Source organism: Comamonas sp. NLF-1-9 (genome assembly GCF_019195435.1).
Classification (GTDB): Bacteria; Pseudomonadota; Gammaproteobacteria; order Burkholderiales; family Burkholderiaceae_C; genus Comamonas_C.
Map to the genome: position 1 here is coordinate 2,818,096 of NZ_CP078069.1, position 18,597 is coordinate 2,836,692.

Genomic DNA, 18,597 nt, shown 5'->3' on the forward strand with positions numbered 1-18,597 from the left:
CGATGACCACGCCTTCCATCCAGACCGCCCGGGCCTGGGCCAGCGACAACCGCTCGCTGCTGCAGGGCTTGTCCATTCCGGTATTGGTCGTGGCCATCCTGGCGCTGATGGTGCTGCCCTTTCCGCCGTGGCTGCTCGACACCTTCTTCACCTTCAACATCGCGGTGGCGCTGATGGTGATGATGGTCGCCGCCTACATGATCAAGCCGCTGGACTTTGCGGCATTTCCGGCGGTGCTGCTGCTCACTACCTTGATGCGCCTGGCGCTGAACGTGGCCTCTACCCGCGTGGTGCTGCTGGAGGGCCACACCGGGCCGGGCGCTGCCGGCGCGGTGATCGAGGCCTTCGGGCACTTTCTGATCGGCGGCAACTTTGCCGTCGGCCTGATCGTCTTTGCCATTCTCGTGGTCATCAACTTCATCGTCGTCACCAAGGGCGCCGAGCGCATCGCCGAGGTCTCGGCGCGCTTCACGCTGGACGCCATGCCGGGCAAGCAGATGGCGGTGGACGCGGACCTCAACAGCGGCCTGATCGACGAGTCCGCGGCCAAGCAGCGGCGCCTGGAGATCCAGGACGAGGCCAACTTCTTCGGCGCCATGGACGGCGCGAGCAAGTTCGTGCGTGGCGACGCGATTGCCGGCATATTGATTCTGATCATCAACATCATCGGCGGCTTTGCCATCGGCATGCTGTCGCACGATCTGTCGGCCAGTCAGGCGGCCAACAGCTACATCCTGCTGGCGGTGGGCGACGCGCTGGTGGCGCAGATTCCCGGCCTGTTGATCTCGGTGGCCGCGGCCATGGTGGTGTCGCGCGTGGGCGCGCGCGACGTGGACGTAGGCCGCCAGATCGTGCAGCAGGTCTTCATGTCGCCGCGCGTGCTCGGCATGGCCGCGGGCATCCTGATCCTGCTGGGCGTGATACCGGGCATGCCGCACACGGTGTTTCTCATCATGGGCTCGGCCCTGGGCTGGATCGCCTGGATGCTGCTGCAGGCGCAGCGCAAGCCTGCGGCGCAGGAAGAGGCTGCGCCCGCGCCGGTGAGCGACGGCGAAGCGAGCTGGGACGACTTGCAGCCCGTGGACTTGCTCGGCCTGGAGCTGGGCTACCGCCTGATCGCGCTGGTGGACAAGGCGCGCCAGGGCGACCTGCTCACGCGCATCAAGGGCGTTCGGCGCAAGTTTGCACAGGAAGTGGGCTTTCTGCCGCCCGCGGTGCACGTGCGCGACAACCTGGAGCTCAAGCCCAGTGCCTACCGCATCCTGCTGCGCGGCGTGGTGGTCGGCGAGGGCGAGGCCTTCCCCGGCATGTTCCTCGCGATCAACCCGGGCGGCATCTCCACGCCGCTGATCGGCACGCCCACGACCGACCCCGCCTTTGGCCTGCCCGCGCACTGGATCGACGCCGCGCAGAAGGAAGCAGCGCAAATGGCGGGCTTTACCGTGGTTGATTCGGAAACCGTCATGGCCACGCATTTGTCACACTTGATGCAGGTGCAGGCGGCGCGGCTGTTGAGCCGCACCGAGACGCAGCAGCTCGTGGAGCACGTGATGCGCCTTGCACCCAAGCTGATTGAAGAAGTGGTGCCCAAGATGGTTTCGATCACGACGTTCCAGAAAGTGCTGCAGCTCTTGCTGGAAGAGGCCGTGCACATCCGCGACATCCGCACCATCATCGAAACCCTGGCCGAGTTCGCCGGCAGCACGCAAGACCCGGCCGAGCTGGTGCGCCAGGTGCGCATTGCGCTGGCGCCGGCCATCGTGCAGCAGATCTACGGGCCGACCAACGAGCTCAACGTGATCGCCATCGAGCCCGAACTCGAACGCCTGCTGGTGCAGGCGCTTACCGGCAGCAACGGGCCGGCGCTCGACCCCGGCGTGGCCGATCTGCTCACGCACAAGGCGGCCGAGGTGGCCAACAGGCAGGAAGAGCTGGGCATACCCGCCTGCCTGCTGGTGCCCGACGCCATCCGCTCGGCCATCGCCCGGCTGGTGCGCCGCCTGGCGCCGCGCCTGCAGGTGCTCTCGCACAGTGAAATTCCCGAAACCCACTCCATCCGCATCGGTCCCGTCCTGAAAGGTGCAACGCCATGAACATCCAGCGCTTTCACGCCCCCACTGCACGCGAGGCCTTGGCCAAGGCGCGCATGACCTTTGGCGACGGCACGCTCATCCTCTCCAACCGCCCGGTGGACGGCGGCGTGGAGGTAGTGGCCACGGCCGAAGACTCGCTGCCCGAAGCCCAGCCGCGCGCCCAGCTGCAGCCGGCCACGCCCGCGGCACGCCCGCGCCTGCACGAGCGCGCGGCCGACCTGGCCGCAAGCCCCGTGCGCAGCCTGCAAGGCGGCGAGGGCTTTGCGCGCAGCTCGGTCGCCAAGGACACCGAAAAGCTGGCGATGAGCACGCTGTCCTTTCAGGACTACGTGCGCGAGCGCATGCTGCGCCGCCGCCATGAGGCCTTGCACGGTGCCGATGGCGCGGGCGCCGGCGCGCAAGACCAGGAAAGCCCGGCCGCCAGCGCCGGCGCGCGCCGCGCTGCTGTTGCCGAGCCGTCGCCCGCGCGGGCGCACACCGGCACGACCCAGCGGCGCAGCAGCGCGGCCACCGCCCCCACGCTTGCGGCCGGCGCCGGCCAGCAAAACCTGATGCACGAGCTGCAGGCGATGAAGGAGCTGATCGAAGAGCGCTTCAACACCCTGGCCTGGCTCGGCCAGGCGCGCCAGAACCCGGTGCAGTCCAGCCTGATGCTCAAGCTCATCCGCTCGGGCTACTCACCGGCGCTTGCGCGCGCGGTGCTCGAACACCTGCCCGACAACCTGCCCGCAGCCAAGGCGCTGCAGTGGCTGATGCAGGTGCTCGAGCGCAACCTCAAGACCGACGCGCTGGCGCTGCCGCTGCACGAGGAAGGCGGCATCCACGCGCTGGTCGGCGCCACCGGCGTGGGCAAGACCACCACCGCCGCCAAGCTGGCCGCGATGTGCGCGCGCACCCACGGGCCGGGCAGCGTCGGCCTGATCACGCTGGACACCTACCGCGTGGGCGCGCACGAGCAACTGCGCCAGTACGGGCGCATGCTCGGCGTCGTCGCCCACCTGGCGCACGACCGCGCGGCGCTGCAGGATCTGCTGGGCCTGCTCTCGTCCAAGAAAATGGTGCTGATAGACACCACCGGCGCAGCCCCGCGCGACCCGCGCCTGCAGGAGATGCTGCAGGTGCTGGACCTGCCCGACGTCAACCGCCTGCTGGTGCTCAACGCCTGCAGCCACGGCGACACCTTCGACGACGTGCTCACCGGCTTCAAGAGCAGCGGCATGCAGCAGGCCATCCTCTCCAAGACCGATGAGGCGGTGAAGCTCGGCCCGGCCATCGACGCACTGGTGCGCCACCAGATGGTGCTGCGCGGCGTGACCTGCGGCCAGCGCGTGCCCGAGGACTGGGAGGCGGCCGACGCGCGCCAGCTCGTGGCCGCGTCCATGCGCAGCTCGGTCAAGTCGGCGTTCGACCCGCGCGAGATCGAGCTCAACTACTTCTTCACCCAGGCGCCCTCCAGCCTGGCCGACGAGGCGGAGCTCACGGATGTGGCCTGAGGCGCACCAGGCGGCGGGCCTGCTCGGCTTCGTGCGCGCGCCCGGCGTGCGCCTGGTGCCGGTGCTCAGCCACCCCGAGGCCACGCTGGAGCTGGAGGTGCTCTGGCAGCTCGCGCTGCGCCTGCAGCAGCTCGGTCACGCCACGCTGGTGCTGGACGCCACGGCGGCCGAAGCGCCCGCTGCGCCCGGCCTGCTGCACTGGCTGCACGCCGGCGCCGGCCCGCGTCCCGACCCCACCGGCCAGCCCATGGTCGCCGCTGCCGCCCAAGGCTTGGCGGCCTTGCAGGTACCGCCCGGCGCCGACGCGCTGGAGCGGCTCGAGCCGCTGCTGCGCGCGTTTTCTGCGGTGCTGCTGTATGCGCCGCCCGCGGCTGTGGCCGCGCTGCTGGGCGCGCACGATGCCAGCGCGCTGGTGCTGAACGTGCCGGGCGATGCGGCGGTGCTGCGCAGCTACGCGCTGCTCAAGCAGATGGCCGCCTTCCCCGGGGTGCATGCCAGCCTGGCCACGGTGACCGCGGGCGAGGGCCAGGTGCAGGGCGCGCAGCGCAGCCTGCAGGCGCTGCGCGAGGGCTGCGCGCGCTGGCTTGGCGCCAGCCCGCGTGCGGTCCTGGTCAACGGCGCCGACGCGCAGGCCCTGGGCGCGCTGGCGCTGCGCCTGCTGGAGCAGGCCTGCACGCTTGCGCCGCAGGCCCCGCGCCGCGTGCATGCCAGCCAGGCTGGCCACGCCGGGATAAGGCGCTACCATGGGCTTTCCGTGTAGCGACTTTGCATGATGTACACCGCCAAGGGCCAGCTCGACCGTGATGCGCTGTTCCACCAGCACGTGGGACTGGTGCAGCGCATTGCGCACCACATGATCGCCAAGCTGCCCCCGAACGTGGAAGTCGACGACCTGATCCAGGTCGGCCTGATCGGCTTGAGCGACGCGCTCAGCCGCTACGAGGTGACCCAGGGCGTGCAGTTTGAGACCTTTGCCAGCCAGCGCATCCGCGGTGCCATGCTCGACGAGTTGCGCGACAACGACTGGATGAGCCGCAGCTCGCGCAAGAGCCAGAAGGACATCGAACGCGCGGTGCAGCGCGCCGAGCAGCGCCTGGGGCGCACGCCGCTGGAGTCCGAGATCGCGCAGGAGCTCGGCATGGCGCTGGCCGACTACCAGTCGCTGCTCGGGCGGGTGCGCGGCGCGCAGCTCGTCTATCTGGAAGACATGGGCCACGGCGGCGACGAGGACGGCGGGGGCGAGGGTTTCCTCGAGCGCAACGTGGCCGACGAAGGCGCGGACCCGGTAGCGCTGCTGCGCGACCAGGGCATACGCAGCGCGCTGGTAGCCGCCATCGGGCAACTGCCCGAGCGCGAGCAATTCATCATGGGCATGTACTACGAAGAGGACATGAACCTCAAGGAAATCGCCGCCGTGCTGGGCGTGACCGAATCGCGCGTCTGCCAACTGCACAGCCAGGCGATTGCGCGCCTGCGCACCAAGATGCGCGGACACTGAAGCGCGCCTGCCCGGCAGGGCCTGTGACTATCAAAAACGTAGCTGTTAGCGCTTGCCCATCAAGCGTTTCAGCCTTGTTTCATCCAAATTTTCAAGAGGGTGTGCGCCAGGCCTTGCCACTCGCGCCCGGCCCGTAGGTGAGCGCTTGCGTCTGCGGCAGCAGGGAGGCCGCCTGTTGCGCGGTGATTGCCAGCACGCGCGCCAGTTGCTCGCGCGTGCTCGCCAGGCGCGCGCCGGCTTCGGCAAGGCGCCGCGCGGTGCCGGGCGGCCAGGCGGCGGGCGTGCTGCCCAGCGCGTCGGCGCAGGCGCTCATGGCCTGGCGCAGCGCATGGGCGCGCTGCTCGAGCATGTGCGGGGCTGAAGCGGGGTCTGCCAGCGCGGCCTGCAGTTCGGCCAGCGCGGCTTCCAGGGTGTCCAGGGCAGGGGCTGGAACCATGCCTAAAGAATGCGGGGGCGCGGGGTGCCAACCGCGTTGCAGGCGGGCATCAGTGGTTGCGTTGCTGCTGCGCGCGCGAGAGGGTTTCGTAGGCGTTTTCCAGCAGCTTGTCGGCTACGGCCTCGGCGTTCACGCGGTAGCTGCCGTTGTCGATGGCGGCCTTGATGGCGTCCACTTTTTCGGCGTTGAAGTCGGCGCTGGCGCGGCCTACTGCGGCGCTGCGCACGTTCTGCGACAGCGTGACCGGCACGCCCGCCGATGCCGCACGCGAAGCCGAGCGCGGCGCGGCCTCACCGGCCGGTGCAGCGGCGGCCGGCTTGGGCTGCTGCTTGTTGGCAGCGGCGCGCGCCAAGGCCTGTGCGGGGTCTGCGTGCTTGTCGATTTTCATGTCACTCTCCGCCGGCCCCGAACCAGGTGCGGGGCCTCTAGGCAGATTAACGGCACTTGGGCCGCCAGCTTGAGCCCGGGGCGCAAAAAAACGGTCCGCGCATCATAAATTGGCCTCCACTGTTCCGTCATCGTTCACAATGCCGGCAATGATTTTGCCATTGGCCATGCGGATGCGCACATTTTGCCCGGCTGCGCCCGCGCTCATGGCCTGTCCCGACGACGTGACCGCATAGCCCGGCCCCTGCACCCGCACCTGCACCGGGCTGCCCGCCTTGAACAGATGGGGCGCGCGCACCATGTGCTGGCGCAGCGTCTGGCCGGCCACCAGCTGGCGCGCGGCTACCTGGCCCAGCCAGGCTTCGCGGCTGGTCACCACGGCGGCGGGCTCGGCAGCCCAGTCCACCTCGGCCTGCACCGCGTCGGCCTCGCTCAGCGCATGGCCGGTAGCGATGTTGCCGGTCAGCACCCAGGCCGGGCCGAAGGCCTGCACCGTCAGCGGCACAAAGACGTTCCAGCGGGTTTCGCCCCCCAGGCAGCGCAGGCCCAGGCGGGTGCGGCCCCACAGGCGCGCGCCCGGCGGCAGATAGGGTTCGACCCGCGCGCAGGGCGCAAGGCGCAGGCGCGCGTCGAGCTGGCCTACCGTCACCTGCATGCGCAGCGCGGACGATTCGGCGGGCAGTTGCGCCAGCGCCTGGTCCACCCACTGCTGGGTCAGCGCGACCAGGTCCTGCGCCGAGCTGGCCTGCTGCGCCTGCGCGGGGTTGCCCAGCAGCGCGACCAGTGCGGCGGCGGCCAGCGCTTGCAAGAGGCGAATCAATGACATGGCGGCGGCTCCTCGGGGCTTGCTTGCGCCAGGGCGCAGAGGCTTTGGGACGCCTGTGACTGTAGGGCCGCCCGGGCAGCGGCAATGCGCGAAACAGCGGCCTGCGCGCAGCCCTTATCGCGCTTTAGAAAAGCAGTGCGGTTTTCATAATCGACGCACGCCAGACAGCCTGCCTTGGCGCCATCCCGAAGAGGCATGCGATGCTCGACAAACTGACTTCCACCCTGAACCTGCACGGCAATGCGCTGCTGCTGCGTTCCGAGCGTCAGCGCCTCATCGCCAGCAACATCGCCAACGCCGACACGCCGGGCTACAAGGCGCGCGACCTGAAATTTTCCGAAGCGCTGCGCCAGGCCGGCGCGCTGCCCGGCGAGCGAGCCCCCATGGCCAGCGGCGTGCGCAGCAGCGGCCACATTCCCCTGCGCCCGGGCGGCTCTGGCGGTCAGGCCGGCAAGCCGGGCTATGCCGTGCAGAGCGAACCGGCGCTGGACGGCAACAGCGTGAACATGGACCGCGAGCGCGCGGCCTTCATGGACAACGCGGTGCGCTACGAGGCCACGCTGCGCTTCATCAACTACCAGTCGCGCACGCTGCAAAGCGCGATCACCGGGCAGTAAACAGCGGCTCGCGAGGAGTTCCCATGTCGATGTTCTCCATCTTCAACATCTCGGCCAGCGCCATCGGCGCGCAGGCCCAGCGTCTGAATGTGGTGGCCAGCAACCTGGCCAACGTGGACGCGGTGGCCGGCCCCGACGGGCAAAGCTACAAGGCGCGCCAGGTGGTGTTTCAGACCACGCCCATGGGCGAGGAGGGCGGCGCGGGCGTGCGCGTGTCCAACATCCAGGAAAGCGACAGCCCCGGGCGGCGCGTGCTCGACCCGGCCAACCCGCTGGCCGATGCCGAGGGCTATGTCACGCATTCCAACGTCAACGCGGTCGAGGAGATGGTCAACATGATCTCCGCCTCGCGCGCCTACCAGAACAACGTCGAGGTGATGAACACGGCCAAGGGGCTGCTGCTCAAGACCTTGCAGATGGGCCAGTAACGCCCGGAGCCACGCCATGTTCATCAGTCCGATAGACACCAGCGCGCTGGATGCGGGCGCGGCCAGCACCTCGGGGGTGACGCAGCGCAACACCGACCCGAACGCGATGCAGGACCGCTTTCTGAAGCTGCTGGTGGCGCAGCTGCAGAACCAGGACCCGATGAACCCCATGGACAACGCGCAGATGACCACGCAGATGGCGCAGATCAACACTGTCACCGGCCTGCAGCAGCTCAACCAGACGGTGCAGGCCATGGCGCAGCAGTTTGCCGGCATGCAGCAGCTCGCGGGCGTGTCGCTGATCGGGCGCGCGGTGCTTTGCGAGGGCGACGGACTGACCCTCGTTGACCATCAGGCCCAGGGCCTGTTCGACCTGGACCAGGTGGCAAGCGAGGTGAGCGTGGAAATCGTCACGCCCGGCGGCAATGTGGTGGACACCGTCCCTCTGGGCGCGCTCGACGGCGGGCGCCACGGCTTTGCCTGGGACGCCCAGGGCTACGAGGGCGACGCCAATGCCTTGCGCTACCGCGTGCTGGCGCGCAACGGCAAGGACGCGGTGGCGGCTTCGCCGCTCATGCAGCAGGCGGTGATCGCTACCAGCGTGGGCCCGGCCGGGCTGATGCTGACCCTGGGCAATGGCCGCACCGTCGCCTATTCCGACATTCACGGCGTGATCTAGCACGCGCAATCACCCCCTCAAGGAGCACCCCATGGGATTCCAGCAAGGCCTGACCGGCTTGAACGCTTCCAGCAAGAACCTGGACGTGATAGGCCACAACATCGCCAACTCGCAGACCGTGGGCTTCAAGGCCTCGCGCACCGAATTCGCCGAGATGGTGGCCACGGCCATAGGTTCGGCCGGCGGCAGCAACGCCGGCATAGGCGTGCAGGTGGACGCGATCGCCCAGCAGTTCACCCAGGGCAATATTTCCATTACCGGCAACAACCTGGACGTGGCGATCAACGGCAATGGCTTCTTTCAGGTCAGGCAGCCCGACGGCAGCATGGCCTACACGCGCGCGGGCAACTTCAAGCTCGACGACAAGGGCAACGTCATCACCAACAGCATGGCGCAGCTCATGGGCTATCCGGTCGACCCGCTGACCGGCCAGCGCAGCGCAAGCTCGCCCGTGCCGCTGGTCTTCCCCACGGGCGCGCCGATCCCTGCGCGCCAGACCGAGAACATTGTCGTGGCCATGAACCTGGACGCGCGCGCGCCCGATGCCGCGGGCAGCGCCGGCCCGCCGCCGGTGCCGGCCACGCCGCGTTCGGCCTATGGCACCTCGGTCAACGTTTATGACAGCCAGGGCGTGGCGGTTCCGGTCAGCCTGTATTTCGAGAAGACGGCTGATCCAAACAAATGGGCCATCTACACGACCCTGGATGAAACGATTCAGGCACCAGGCAGCTCCACGGACTTTCTGGAATTTGATGGCAACGGCGCACTGGTGTCGGGCTCGCCGTTCACGCTGACCGTGGACCCGGCACAGGTAAACCCCAATGCTGGACCAACACCGCCTAATGCGCCAAATCCGTTTCCCGTCACCATTGACTTGAGCAAGGCGACGCAGTTCGGCACCAAGTTCGCCATCTCCGACCTCACGCAGGACGGCTACACCGCCGGCCAGCTCACCGGCATCAACATCAGCCCGGACGGCACCATCCTCACACGCTACTCCAACGGCGTGAGCCGGCCCGAGGGGCAGATCGCGCTGGCCTCGTTTCGCAACACCCAGGGCCTGGCGGACGTGGGCAACAACCTGTGGGTGGAAACCTTCAGCTCGGGCCAGCCGGTGATGGGTACGCCCACCGACGGCAACTTCGGTGCGCTGCGCTCGGGCGCGCTGGAGGATTCCAACGTCGACCTCACCGGCGAGCTGGTGGCCATGATGACTGCGCAGCGCGCCTACCAGGCCAATGCGCAGACCATCAAGACGCAAGACCAGGTGATGTCCACGCTGGTGAACCTGCGCTGACGACACCGGGCTGAGGAGGGAGCGCCATGGACCGCATCATCTACACCTCGATGACCGGGGCGAACGCCGCGATGCAGCGTCAGGCGGTGCTGGCGCACAACCTGGCCAACGCCTCGACCACCGGCTTTCGCGCCGAGATGGCCAACTTTCGCGCCGTGCCCATGCAGGGCGATGGCGCCAAGACGCGGGTGTTTGCGCTGGAGGCCACCTCGGGCCACCGCTCGATCGCCGGGCCGGCGCAGAGCACCGGCCGCCCGCTCGACGCCATGGCCGTGGGCAATGCCTGGTTTGCGGTGCAGGGGCTCGATGGCACCGAAGCCTATACCCGCGCGGGCGACTTCCAGCTCACCGCCCAGGGCCAGTTGGTGACGGGCAACGGCCTGCCGGTGCTCTCCGATGGCGGCGCGCCCATAGACCTGCCCCAGGGCGCCGAGCTGGTGCTGGGCGGCGACGGCACGCTCAGCGCGCAGATGCCGGGTCAGCCGGCGCAGGCCGTGGCGCGCCTGAAGCTGGTCACTGAAACCGCCGACACCCCGCTCAAGCGCGGCGACGACGGCCTGTTTCGCAGCCCGGGCGGCGAGCCGCTGGCGCAAGACCCCAATGCGCAGTTGCGCGCCGGCATGCTCGAGGGCTCCAACGTCAATGCCGTGGAGAGCATGGTCGGCATGATTGCCGCGGCGCGCCAGTTCGAGCAGCAGATGAAGCTCTTGCAGACCGCCGAGAGCGACGACAAGAGCGCCGGGCGCCTGCTCAGCCTCAACGCATAAGGAAGCATTGCCATGATGAATTCGCTCTGGATCGCCAAGACCGGCATGACGGCGCAGCAGACCAACCTGGACGTGATCTCGCACAACCTGGCCAACGTCTCGACCACCGGCTTCAAGCGCAACAACGCGGTGTTTGAAGACCTCGTCTACCAGAACCTGCGCCAGGTCGGCGCCCAGGCCGACGAGCAAAACCAGCTGCCCACCGGCCTGCACCTGGGCCTGGGCGTGAACGTGGTGGCCACCAGCCGCAAGTTCACCCAGGGCAGCCTGCAGCAGACCGAAAACAGCCTGGACGTGGCCATCGACGGCAAGGGCTTTCTCGAAGTGACCTTGGCCGACGGCACCACCGCCTACACGCGCGACGGCTCCTTCAAGCTCGACTCGCAGGGCCGCGTGGTCACCTCCAACGGCCTGCCGGTAGCGCCCGGCCTGGTGGTGCCGCCCGACACCAAGAACATCAGCATAGGGCAGGACGGCAGCGTCTCGGTCACCGTGGCGGGCAACCCCCAGCCCCAGCAGATCGGGCAGCTCACCATGTCGAGCTTCATCAACCCCGCCGGGCTCGAGCCCGTGGGCCAGAACCTGTTTCGCGAGTCCGCCGCCTCGGGCGCGCCGCAGCAGGGGCAGCCCGGCACCAACGGCCTGGGCATCCTCAAGCAGGGCTTCGTGGAGAACTCCAACGTCAACGTGGTCGAGGAGCTGATCAACATGATCCAGACCCAGCGCGCCTACGACCTCAATTCCAAGGCGGTGCAGACCAGCGACCAGATGCTGGCGCGCCTGTCGCAACTGTGAACGCGATGACGGAGGCCACGATGCGCATGCATGCCCTGTTTTTTGCTGCCGTGCTGGCACTCCTTGCCGCCGGCTGCGCCAGCGTCAACCCCGCGCCTCCGGTGGACGTGCTGCCCACCGAGCCGCCGCGCCTGGCCCCGCCCGCGCCGCTCAGCGGGCCGGCCACCGGCAGCCTGTTCAACGCCGCCAGCTACCGTCCGGCCATGGAAGACCAGCGCGCGCGCTTCGTCGGCGACCTGGTGACCATAGAAATCATGGAGACCATAGACGCCAAGCAAAACAGCCAGTCCAACGTGGCGCGTGCGTCCAAGAACGAGGCCGGCATCACCGCGCTGCCCTTCGTGCCCGCGAGCGTGCTCGGGCGCGCCAGCCTGGGGGCGGGATCGAGCAGCGACTTCAACGGCAAGGGCAACACCAGCGCCAGCAACCAGTTCAAGAGCAGCGTCACGGCCATGGTCACCGAGGTGCTGCCCAACGGCAATCTGGTGATCGCCGGCGAGAAGCAGGTGGGCGTGAACCGCAGCGTCGATGTGCTGCGCTTCTCCGGCATCATCGATCCGCGCCATCTGCGCCGCGGTCCGGGCGGGCATACCGGCAACGTCATCGACTCGCAGTACGTGGCCAATGTGCGCGTGATCTCGCGCGGGCTGGGCGAGCAGGCCGAAGCCCAGGCCATGGGCTGGCTGGCGCGCGCCTTCAACTCCGTCACCCCGTTCTGAGGGCGGGCGATGCGCGCCGTGCTCAGGTGGCGGGCCTTGCTGCTGGCGCTGGCGCTCGGCGCTGCGGCGCTGGCCGCCGGTGCGCAGGGCCAGGGGCCGGTGGTCGTGTGGCCCAATATCCCGCTGATCCGTGCGGCCGACCTGGCCGAGTATGCACAAGACCGCCAGGCGATCGCCGACCTGCACGCCGGCAAGGCCGAGCCGGAAAAGCTGCTGGCCACGCTGCAGGCGCTAGACGCGCTGCAGACGCATGCACAGCAGGGCGCGCTGGCCGAGCTCGGGCGCAGCCTGAACGTGCAGCTGATCGCCGAGCTCGACGCCCTGGCGCGGCGCCACCAGCTCGGCGCGCCGCGGCTGCGCTTTGATTTTTCCGGCATCACGCCCCAGCAGTTGCAGCGCCCGCTGGTGCTCGATGGGCTGCAGGAGCGCCTGGCGCAGATCCAGATGGCCGGCTACATCACCTACACGCGCCTGGACGGCACGCTGGTGCAGGCCACGCTCACGCTGGTGCGGCTTGGCAGCGGCGCGGCGCAAAGTTTTTCCGCCACGGTGCCGGTGCAATTGCTCGCGCGCACGCTGGCGCAAGACGTGTTCGACCACTTCGAGGGCGCGCGCCTGGCGCCGCACCGCCGCCCGGCCGACGCGGGCAACTGGCTGGCCTCGGCGCCCGGCCACGCCGACCGGCTGGTCTCGCGCGAGGCGGCCATGGGCTATTGCCGCTCGCAGGGCGCCGAGCTGCCCAGCGCGCAGGAGCTGCAGGCGGCCGAGGCCGCGGGCTTTTACGGCGGCGGCCTGGCGCTGCGCGAAGGCGGCGTCTACCACGTGCAGACCGGCCTGTACGACACCGCCCTGGCCCAGGACGGCGACGCGCGCGTGCGCCCCAACTTCATCGCCAGCGTGCCCAACGGCTTGTACTACTGCCTGCGCCACGCCGCGCCGGCGCGGACCGCATCTGGCGCGCGCAAGCAGCGCTGAAATTCTCAATGTTTTTGGCCTCTAGCGCTTGGTACACAAGCGCTTGCAGCTATTGTCGTAATAGCAACCGTGTGAACGTGGATGGCACCCGGCGGCGCGGCATCCCGGCTGCACCCAGCCGCGCCAAAGCAGGTAACAAGCGGCTCGAGCGCACGCTTTTCGGGCTTTAGAACTTGGCCGCTCTGCCCACAATGGGCGCATGAATCCCGTGTCTGCGCGCTCTTGCTTGCCTTGGCTTCTGGCCCTGCTGTTGCTTGCCTGCCTGGCCCCGGCGCAGGCGGCGCGGGTCAAGGAGATTGCCGCAGTGCAAGGCGTGCGCAGCAACCAGCTTTCGGGCTATGGCCTGGTGGTGGGGTTGGACGGCACCGGCGACCAGTCCACGCAGATGCCGTTTACCGCGCAAGCCATGGCGAACTATCTGCAGCAGATGGGCATCTCGCTGCCGCCGGGCACTACCGCGCCCCAGCTCAAGAACGTGGCCACGGTGGTCGTCACGGCCGAGCTGCCGGCCTTTGCGCAGCCGGGGCAGGCGATCGACGTCGTCGTCTCGTCCATAGGCAATGCCAAGTCGCTCAAGGGCGGCACCCTGATCGCCACGCCGCTGCGCGGCGCCGACGGGCAGATCTACGCGCTGGCCCAGGGCAATGTGGTGGTCAGCGGCGCGGGGGCGGCCGCAGGCGGCTCCAAGGTGCAGATCAACCACTTGTCGGCGGGGCGCATCCCCGAGGGCGCGCAGGTGGAGCGCAGCGTGCCCACGCCGCTCAACGAGGGCGAGACCATCACGCTCGGGCTCAAGGCTTCGGACTTTCAACTCGCGCGCAAGGTGGCGCTGGCGATCAATGCGCGCTCGGGGCCGGGCACGGCGACCGCGCTGGATGGGCGCACGGTGCAGGTGCGCGCGCCCATGGAGCCGGGTGCGCGCGTGGCCTTCATTGCCGAGCTTGAAGAGCTGCAGCTGCCCGACTCCACGCCCGCAGCCAAGGTGGTGATCAATGCGCGCACCGGCTCCGTAGTGCTCAACCAGGCGGTGACGTTGGGGCCCTGCGCCATCGCCCACGGCAATCTTTCGGTGACCATCAGCAGCACGCCGGTCATCAGCCAGCCCAACCCCTTCGGCCAGGGGCAGACCGTGGTCGCGCAGCAAAGCGCCATCACCATCCAGCAGCAGGGTGGGCAGGTGCAGCAGATGCCCGCGTCGCCGCAGCTTGCCGACGTGGTGCGCTCGCTCAACGCGCTGGGCGCCACGCCGCAGGACTTGCTCGCCATCTTGCAGGCCATCAAGGCCGCGGGCGCGCTCAACGCCGAGCTGGAGGTGATCTAGCATGGCCATCACCTCCTCGGGCATCGGCGCTGCTGCAGGCCTGGCGGTCGATGGCCGGGGGCTGGAGGCGCTCAAGCTGCAGGCCAGCGCGGGCGACGCCCAGGCCCAGCGCGCCGCCACCGCGCAGGCGGCGCGCCAGCTCGAATCGCTCTTCATGCGCGAGCTGCTCAAGAGCATGCGCGAGTCCACTCGCCAGCTCAACCCCGACAGCGGCAACGAAGGCGGCCTGGCCACCGATTTGTTCGACCAGCAGATGTCGGTGCAAATGGCCGGCCAGCCCGGCGGCCTGGCGCAGATGATCGAGCGCGAGCTCACGCGCCAGCTCGGCGCCAGCGCCGCAGCCAGCGCGCCGGTGGCGGCCATGCTGCCCAAGAGCACCTTCAGTTTTGCCGGCGCGGGGGCACCGGCGTCCCCGCAGAGCTTTGTGCCCTCCAGGGGTCAGGGCGAGTTCGTGCAGCAGCACCGCGCGGCCGCCCAGGCGGTGGCGCGCGAGAGCGGCATCCCGGCGGCCTTCATGCTCGGCCAGGCCGGGCACGAGACCGGCTGGGGCAGGAGCGCGATACGCACCGCGGATGGCGGCAATTCGCACAACCTCTTCGGCATCAAGGCCACGGGCGGCTGGCAGGGCAAGGTGGCCGAGGTCACGACCACGGAATACATCGACGGCACACCGCGCAAGCTGGTGGCGCGCTTTCGCGCCTACGACTCCTACGAAGAGTCGTTTCGCGACTACGCGCGGCTGATCACGCAGAACCCGCGCTACGAAAAAGCGCTGGCCAAGGTCGATTCGGTGCAGGGCTGGGCCGCCGAGCTGCAGCGCGCGGGCTACGCTACCGACCCCAACTACGCGAGCAAGCTCAGCCGCGCGATCCAGAGCACCATGGCGCTGGCGCGCCCGGCAGCGGGCACGCAGGCGTGAAAGAGGCACAAGCATGAGTGGTTTGCTCAACGTCGGCGCCCGCGCCCTGATGGCCAACCAGGTGGCGCTGCAGACCGCGGGCCACAACATCTCCAACGTCAACGTCGCGGGCTATTCGCGCCAGAAGGTGGTGCTCGACCCGGTGCAGGGCCAGTTCACCGGCGGCGGCTACATCGGCAAGGGCGTGAGCGTGACCACGGTGCTGCGCGAGCACGACGAGCTGCTCACGCGCCAGGCCGCGGCCGCGCAGTCCATGCAGGCGAGCGACGCGGTGCGCGCCCAGCGCCTGATGCAGTTGCAGAACATCTTCAGCGGCGGCACCCAAGGGCTGGGCGCGGCGATCAACGACATGCTCAACTCCCTGGGCGACGTGGTCACTTCGCCGACCGACATCACCGCGCGCACCGTCTCGCTCACGCGCATGGACGAGGTGGCGGCGCGCATGCGCTCTTCGGCCCAGCAGCTGCAGGAGCTGGGCTATGCGGTGGACCAGCAACTGGCCAGCGACATGGACCATGTGAACACGCTGGCGCGCAATGTTGCGGCGGTGAACGAGCAGATTGCCAGCGCGCGCGGCAATGGCCAGACGCCCAACGACTTGCTGGACCAGCGCGACCAGTTGATCCGCGAGCTCAACCAGTACGTGCAGACCACGCAGATCCCGGCCGACGACGGCACCATGGGCATCTTCGTCGGCGGCAGCCAGGCGCTGGTGCTGGGCAACAAGGCGGCCACGCTGGCGGTGCGCGAGTCGCAGCTCTTTCCGGGCAGCGCGCAGCGCGCGCTGTACTTCACGCCGCCGGGGGGCATGCCGATAGAGATGAGCACCGACTTGCTCGGCGGCGGTGAGGTCACCGGACTGATGCGTTTTGCCAATACCGACCTGAGCGACGCGGGCAACCTGCTCGGGCGCATGGCGCTGGCCATAGGCGCGACGCTCAACCGGCAGCAGGCGCTGGGCCTGACGCTGGACGGCGCGCAGGGCCAGCCGCTGTTTTCCGTGCCTGCCAGCATGCCCGGCTACAGCAGCAACATGGCCACCCAGGGGCAGGTCAGCTTCAGCGACCCCGCGGCCTTTGCCGCCTCGGACTACGAAGTGCGCTTCACCTCGGCGGCGCCGCCCGGCGGCGTGGTCGTGCGCCTGTCCGACGGCAAGAGCACCACTGTGCCCGACTTCAACGCCGTGCCGCCCCCCGAGATCGACGGCCTGCGCTTTCAGTTCACCACGCCCGGCGTGGTGGGCGAGCGCGTGCTGTTCAAACCCTTTTTCAGCGCCGCCTCCAGCGTGCAGGCGCTGGTGAAGTCGCCGCGCGATCTGGCGGCGGCCAACCCGGTCAATGCCCGGATGGGGACATCCAACACCGGCACGCTGCAGCTGGCCGGCCTGCAGGCAAGCGGGCCCGCGCTGACGCTGCCACCCAACGGCGACCCGGCAACGCCCCCGACCTTTGCGGGCGGCATCGAGCTGCGCTTCACCGGGCCCGGCAGCTACGACATCGTCAACCAGGGCAGCGCTCCGCCCATCACGGTGGCCACCGGCCAGAGCTATGTGCCGGGGCAGCCCATCACCATCGACGGCTGGACGATCACGCTGCAGGGCACGCCGCATGCGGGCGACACGGTCAGCGTGGGCAATGCGCTGGACCCGCAGTACGGCGACTGGTATACGCGCGATGCGGGCAACGCCAAGGCGCTGATGAATCTGCGCGATGCGCGGCTGTTTGACGAGTCGAGCATGGCCGACGGCTACGCCAGCCTGATGGCCCAGGTTGGCACGCGCACGCAAAGCGCGCTGTATGCGGCCAAGGTGTCGGCCTCGATTGCCGATGATCTGGAAGCCAGCCGCACGGCGGTTTCCGGCGTCAACCTGGACGAGGAGGCGGCCAAGCTGATCCAGTACCAGCAGGCCTACCAGGCCTCGGCCAAGGTGCTGCAGGTGGCGCAGAACATTTTTGACAACCTGATCTCCATCGTCGGACGCTGAAGGAGGCGCACATGGCAGACAGTTTCTACCGCGTGGGCACCGCCACGATGTACGACAGCGCCACGCGCAATCTGGGCATGCGCCAGAAGTCGCTGGTGGACCTGCAGGAGAACCTCACCAGCGGCAAGCGCGTTGTGCGCCCCAGCGACGATCCGGTGGCCGCCGCCCAGGCCGAGCGCGCGATGACGCGCATCAACCGCATCCAGGCCGAGCAGCGCCAGCTCGACATCCAGCGCGGCAACGTGGCGCTGGCCGAATCCACGCTGGGCGACGCGGTCGGCGTGGTGCAGGAGATGCGCCAGCTGCTGGTGGCAGCAGGCAATGGCTCGCTCAAGCCCGAAGACCGCCAGACCTATGCGCTGCAATTGCAAAGCCTGCAAGACCAGCTCAAGGAAGTGATCAACCGCAAGGACGTCAATGGCATGCCGCTGCTGGGCGCGCTGGGCAGTGCGCTCGCGCCCTTCGTCGGCCCGGTGCCGGGCGCGCCCGACTATCTGTTCCAGGGCCTGCCCGGCCAGGCGGCGAGCCAGGGCAGCGCGGTCGCCACGCAGTTCGATGGCCACGCGGCGCTGATGTTCGACCCGCAGCGCGACGGGATGTACCGCGCCGCCCTCGGCAACGCCAATCCGGCTTATCCGCTCGATGGCCGACTGTTCAACACCAGCGTGGTCAAGATTGCCAATGCCGCGCAGATCCAGCCCAATGCCGCGCCGGGCGGCGCGCCGCACACCTATCAGGTGCAGTTCGGCGCGGTGACCACGCACCCCGACGGCAGCTACGACATCAGCTACACCATCAGCAGCAGCAACCCGGCTTTTGTCCCGCCGGGGCCGCTCACCGCCGCCAACATCGTGCCGGGCCAGCCCTTCACGCTGCCCATCAGCATCACCGACCCGGGCGGCGCCACGCTGCAGTTCGAGATCAAGGGTCTGGCGCAGTCCACGCCCGCGGGGCTGGTGCCCTCGCCCGCGCCCGGCGACACCGTCACGATCAGCGCCACGGCCAGCCTGATGAGCACCATGGACGACGCCGTCGCCGCGCTGCGCAACGCGGGCAACAGCAACGCCGGCATCCAGGCGGTGGGGCAGGCGCTGGGGCAGCTCGACTACGCCATGGACCGGCTGCACAACCTGCGCGGCTACGCCGGCGAGCTGCTCAACCGCGCCGACCGCATCTCGGGCGACCAGCAGACGCGCTCCATCCAGCTGGAAGAAGACCGCTCGCGCGCCGAAGACCTGGACATGGTCAAGGGCATCTCGGACTTCCAGAACGCCAACGTCGGCTACCAGGCGGCGCTGCAGTCCTACGCCATGGTGCAAAAGCTGTCGCTGTTCAACTACATCGGCTGAGCGGCCGCCCGCAG

19 protein-coding genes are annotated in these 18,597 nt (G+C 69.0%); 16 read left to right on the plus strand and 3 right to left on the minus strand.

What is annotated here, in order from left to right; translation table 11 throughout:
- Window positions 1-2: 2 nt before the first annotated feature.
- From flhA to KUD94_RS13560, 4 genes are read left to right on the plus strand one after another with little or no spacing between them, the layout of a single operon-like run.
- Window positions 3-2,093: a flagellar biosynthesis protein FlhA gene (gene flhA / locus KUD94_RS13545; protein WP_218237704.1), complete on the plus strand. Its 2,091-nt coding sequence runs from the start codon at window positions 3-5 to the stop codon at window positions 2,091-2,093.
- Window positions 2,090-3,586, plus strand: a complete 1,497-nt coding sequence (gene flhF, locus KUD94_RS13550) for a flagellar biosynthesis protein FlhF (RefSeq protein ID WP_218237705.1) — start codon at window positions 2,090-2,092, stop codon at window positions 3,584-3,586. Before flhA ends, flhF begins: the two co-directional genes overlap by 4 nt.
- Window positions 3,576-4,346 carry a hypothetical protein gene (locus KUD94_RS13555; protein WP_218237706.1) on the plus strand — a complete coding sequence of 257 codons (771 nt, stop codon included), beginning with the start codon at window positions 3,576-3,578 and terminating at the stop codon, window positions 4,344-4,346. The genes flhF and KUD94_RS13555 overlap by 11 nt, the downstream gene beginning before the upstream one ends.
- Before the next feature lie 12 nt (window positions 4,347-4,358).
- Entirely contained in the window at window positions 4,359-5,084 is a 726-nt protein-coding gene (locus tag KUD94_RS13560) for an RNA polymerase sigma factor FliA (protein WP_218239309.1), read from the plus strand.
- 91 nt (window positions 5,085-5,175) lie between these two features.
- Here the strand turns inward: KUD94_RS13560 and KUD94_RS13565 are convergent, their stop codons facing one another.
- From KUD94_RS13565 to flgA, 3 genes are all read right to left on the minus strand, one after another.
- On the minus strand, window positions 5,176-5,520 hold the full coding sequence (locus tag KUD94_RS13565) for a hypothetical protein (protein ID WP_218237707.1): 345 nt from the start codon (window positions 5,518-5,520) through the stop codon (window positions 5,176-5,178).
- A 49-nt stretch (window positions 5,521-5,569) separates the two neighbouring features.
- Complete coding sequence (gene flgM, locus KUD94_RS13570; RefSeq protein WP_218237708.1) at window positions 5,570-5,908, minus strand: flagellar biosynthesis anti-sigma factor FlgM; 339 nt, start codon at window positions 5,906-5,908, stop codon at window positions 5,570-5,572.
- 102 nt (window positions 5,909-6,010) lie between these two features.
- On the minus strand, window positions 6,011-6,733 hold the full coding sequence (gene flgA / locus KUD94_RS13575) for a flagellar basal body P-ring formation chaperone FlgA (RefSeq protein ID WP_218237709.1): 723 nt from the start codon (window positions 6,731-6,733) through the stop codon (window positions 6,011-6,013).
- Between the two features lie 200 nt (window positions 6,734-6,933).
- Here flgA and flgB point away from each other — a divergent pair, with 200 nt between their 5' ends.
- The 12 genes from flgB to KUD94_RS13635 all read left to right on the plus strand — a co-directional run bounded on the left by flgB (window position 6,934) and on the right by KUD94_RS13635 (window position 18,583).
- Window positions 6,934-7,350, plus strand: a complete 417-nt coding sequence (gene flgB, locus KUD94_RS13580; protein ID WP_218237710.1) for a flagellar basal body rod protein FlgB — start codon at window positions 6,934-6,936, stop codon at window positions 7,348-7,350.
- A 23-nt stretch (window positions 7,351-7,373) separates the two neighbouring features.
- Window positions 7,374-7,778, plus strand: coding sequence for a flagellar basal body rod protein FlgC (flgC, locus tag KUD94_RS13585; protein WP_218237711.1), 405 nt, complete (start codon window positions 7,374-7,376; stop codon window positions 7,776-7,778).
- 16 nt (window positions 7,779-7,794) lie between these two features.
- Complete coding sequence (locus tag KUD94_RS13590) at window positions 7,795-8,457, plus strand: flagellar hook assembly protein FlgD (protein WP_218237712.1); 663 nt, start codon at window positions 7,795-7,797, stop codon at window positions 8,455-8,457.
- 31 nt (window positions 8,458-8,488) lie between these two features.
- Window positions 8,489-9,754 carry a flagellar hook protein FlgE gene (gene flgE / locus KUD94_RS13595; protein ID WP_218237713.1) on the plus strand — a complete coding sequence of 422 codons (1,266 nt, stop codon included), beginning with the start codon at window positions 8,489-8,491 and terminating at the stop codon, window positions 9,752-9,754.
- A 26-nt stretch (window positions 9,755-9,780) separates the two neighbouring features.
- Window positions 9,781-10,521: a flagellar basal body rod protein FlgF gene (locus tag KUD94_RS13600; protein ID WP_218237714.1), complete on the plus strand. Its 741-nt coding sequence runs from the start codon at window positions 9,781-9,783 to the stop codon at window positions 10,519-10,521.
- A 12-nt stretch (window positions 10,522-10,533) separates the two neighbouring features.
- Entirely contained in the window at window positions 10,534-11,316 is a 783-nt protein-coding gene (gene flgG / locus KUD94_RS13605; RefSeq protein WP_218237715.1) for a flagellar basal-body rod protein FlgG, read from the plus strand.
- 20 nt (window positions 11,317-11,336) lie between these two features.
- On the plus strand, window positions 11,337-12,035 hold the full coding sequence (locus tag KUD94_RS13610; protein WP_370625873.1) for a flagellar basal body L-ring protein FlgH: 699 nt from the start codon (window positions 11,337-11,339) through the stop codon (window positions 12,033-12,035).
- A 9-nt stretch (window positions 12,036-12,044) separates the two neighbouring features.
- Complete coding sequence (locus tag KUD94_RS13615) at window positions 12,045-13,010, plus strand: hypothetical protein (protein WP_218237716.1); 966 nt, start codon at window positions 12,045-12,047, stop codon at window positions 13,008-13,010.
- Between the two features lie 199 nt (window positions 13,011-13,209).
- Window positions 13,210-14,331, plus strand: coding sequence for a flagellar basal body P-ring protein FlgI (locus KUD94_RS13620; protein ID WP_218237717.1), 1,122 nt, complete (start codon window positions 13,210-13,212; stop codon window positions 14,329-14,331).
- A 1-nt stretch (window position 14,332) separates the two neighbouring features.
- The gene (flgJ, locus tag KUD94_RS13625) at window positions 14,333-15,250 is read left to right on the plus strand and encodes a flagellar assembly peptidoglycan hydrolase FlgJ (protein ID WP_218237718.1); all 918 of its coding nucleotides are present in this window, start codon (window positions 14,333-14,335) and stop codon (window positions 15,248-15,250) included.
- A gap of 13 nt (window positions 15,251-15,263) precedes the next feature.
- Window positions 15,264-17,234: a flagellar hook-associated protein FlgK gene (gene flgK / locus KUD94_RS13630; RefSeq protein ID WP_218237719.1), complete on the plus strand. Its 1,971-nt coding sequence runs from the start codon at window positions 15,264-15,266 to the stop codon at window positions 17,232-17,234.
- 11 nt (window positions 17,235-17,245) lie between these two features.
- Complete coding sequence (locus tag KUD94_RS13635; RefSeq protein WP_218237720.1) at window positions 17,246-18,583, plus strand: flagellar hook-associated protein 3; 1,338 nt, start codon at window positions 17,246-17,248, stop codon at window positions 18,581-18,583.
- Window positions 18,584-18,597 lie beyond the last annotated feature (14 nt).

Bases quoted from the DNA above. Each gene is read 5' to 3' on its own strand.
- flhF (WP_218237705.1), top strand. From the start codon at position 2,090: ATGAACATCCAGCGCTTTCACGCCCCCACTGCACGCGAGGCCTTGGCC.
- KUD94_RS13555 (WP_218237706.1), top strand. From the start codon at position 3,576: ATGTGGCCTGAGGCGCACCAGGCGGCGGGCCTGCTCGGCTTCGTGCGC.
- KUD94_RS13615 (WP_218237716.1), top strand. From the start codon at position 12,045: ATGCGCGCCGTGCTCAGGTGGCGGGCCTTGCTGCTGGCGCTGGCGCTC.
- flgA (WP_218237709.1), bottom strand. From the start codon at position 6,733: ATGTCATTGATTCGCCTCTTGCAAGCGCTGGCCGCCGCCGCACTGGTC.
- KUD94_RS13600 (WP_218237714.1), top strand. From the start codon at position 9,781: ATGGACCGCATCATCTACACCTCGATGACCGGGGCGAACGCCGCGATG.
- KUD94_RS13610 (WP_370625873.1), top strand. From the start codon at position 11,337: ATGCGCATGCATGCCCTGTTTTTTGCTGCCGTGCTGGCACTCCTTGCC.
- flgG (WP_218237715.1), top strand. From the start codon at position 10,534: ATGATGAATTCGCTCTGGATCGCCAAGACCGGCATGACGGCGCAGCAG.
- flgJ (WP_218237718.1), top strand. From the start codon at position 14,333: ATGGCCATCACCTCCTCGGGCATCGGCGCTGCTGCAGGCCTGGCGGTC.
- flhA (WP_218237704.1), top strand. From the start codon at position 3: ATGACCACGCCTTCCATCCAGACCGCCCGGGCCTGGGCCAGCGACAAC.
- flgC (WP_218237711.1), top strand. From the start codon at position 7,374: ATGTCGATGTTCTCCATCTTCAACATCTCGGCCAGCGCCATCGGCGCG.
- flgB (WP_218237710.1), top strand. From the start codon at position 6,934: ATGCTCGACAAACTGACTTCCACCCTGAACCTGCACGGCAATGCGCTG.
- KUD94_RS13620 (WP_218237717.1), top strand. From the start codon at position 13,210: ATGAATCCCGTGTCTGCGCGCTCTTGCTTGCCTTGGCTTCTGGCCCTG.
- KUD94_RS13560 (WP_218239309.1), top strand. From the start codon at position 4,359: ATGTACACCGCCAAGGGCCAGCTCGACCGTGATGCGCTGTTCCACCAG.
- KUD94_RS13565 (WP_218237707.1), bottom strand. From the start codon at position 5,520: ATGGTTCCAGCCCCTGCCCTGGACACCCTGGAAGCCGCGCTGGCCGAA.
- KUD94_RS13635 (WP_218237720.1), top strand. From the start codon at position 17,246: ATGGCAGACAGTTTCTACCGCGTGGGCACCGCCACGATGTACGACAGC.
- flgM (WP_218237708.1), bottom strand. From the start codon at position 5,908: ATGAAAATCGACAAGCACGCAGACCCCGCACAGGCCTTGGCGCGCGCC.
- flgK (WP_218237719.1), top strand. From the start codon at position 15,264: ATGAGTGGTTTGCTCAACGTCGGCGCCCGCGCCCTGATGGCCAACCAG.
- KUD94_RS13590 (WP_218237712.1), top strand. From the start codon at position 7,795: ATGTTCATCAGTCCGATAGACACCAGCGCGCTGGATGCGGGCGCGGCC.
- flgE (WP_218237713.1), top strand. From the start codon at position 8,489: ATGGGATTCCAGCAAGGCCTGACCGGCTTGAACGCTTCCAGCAAGAAC.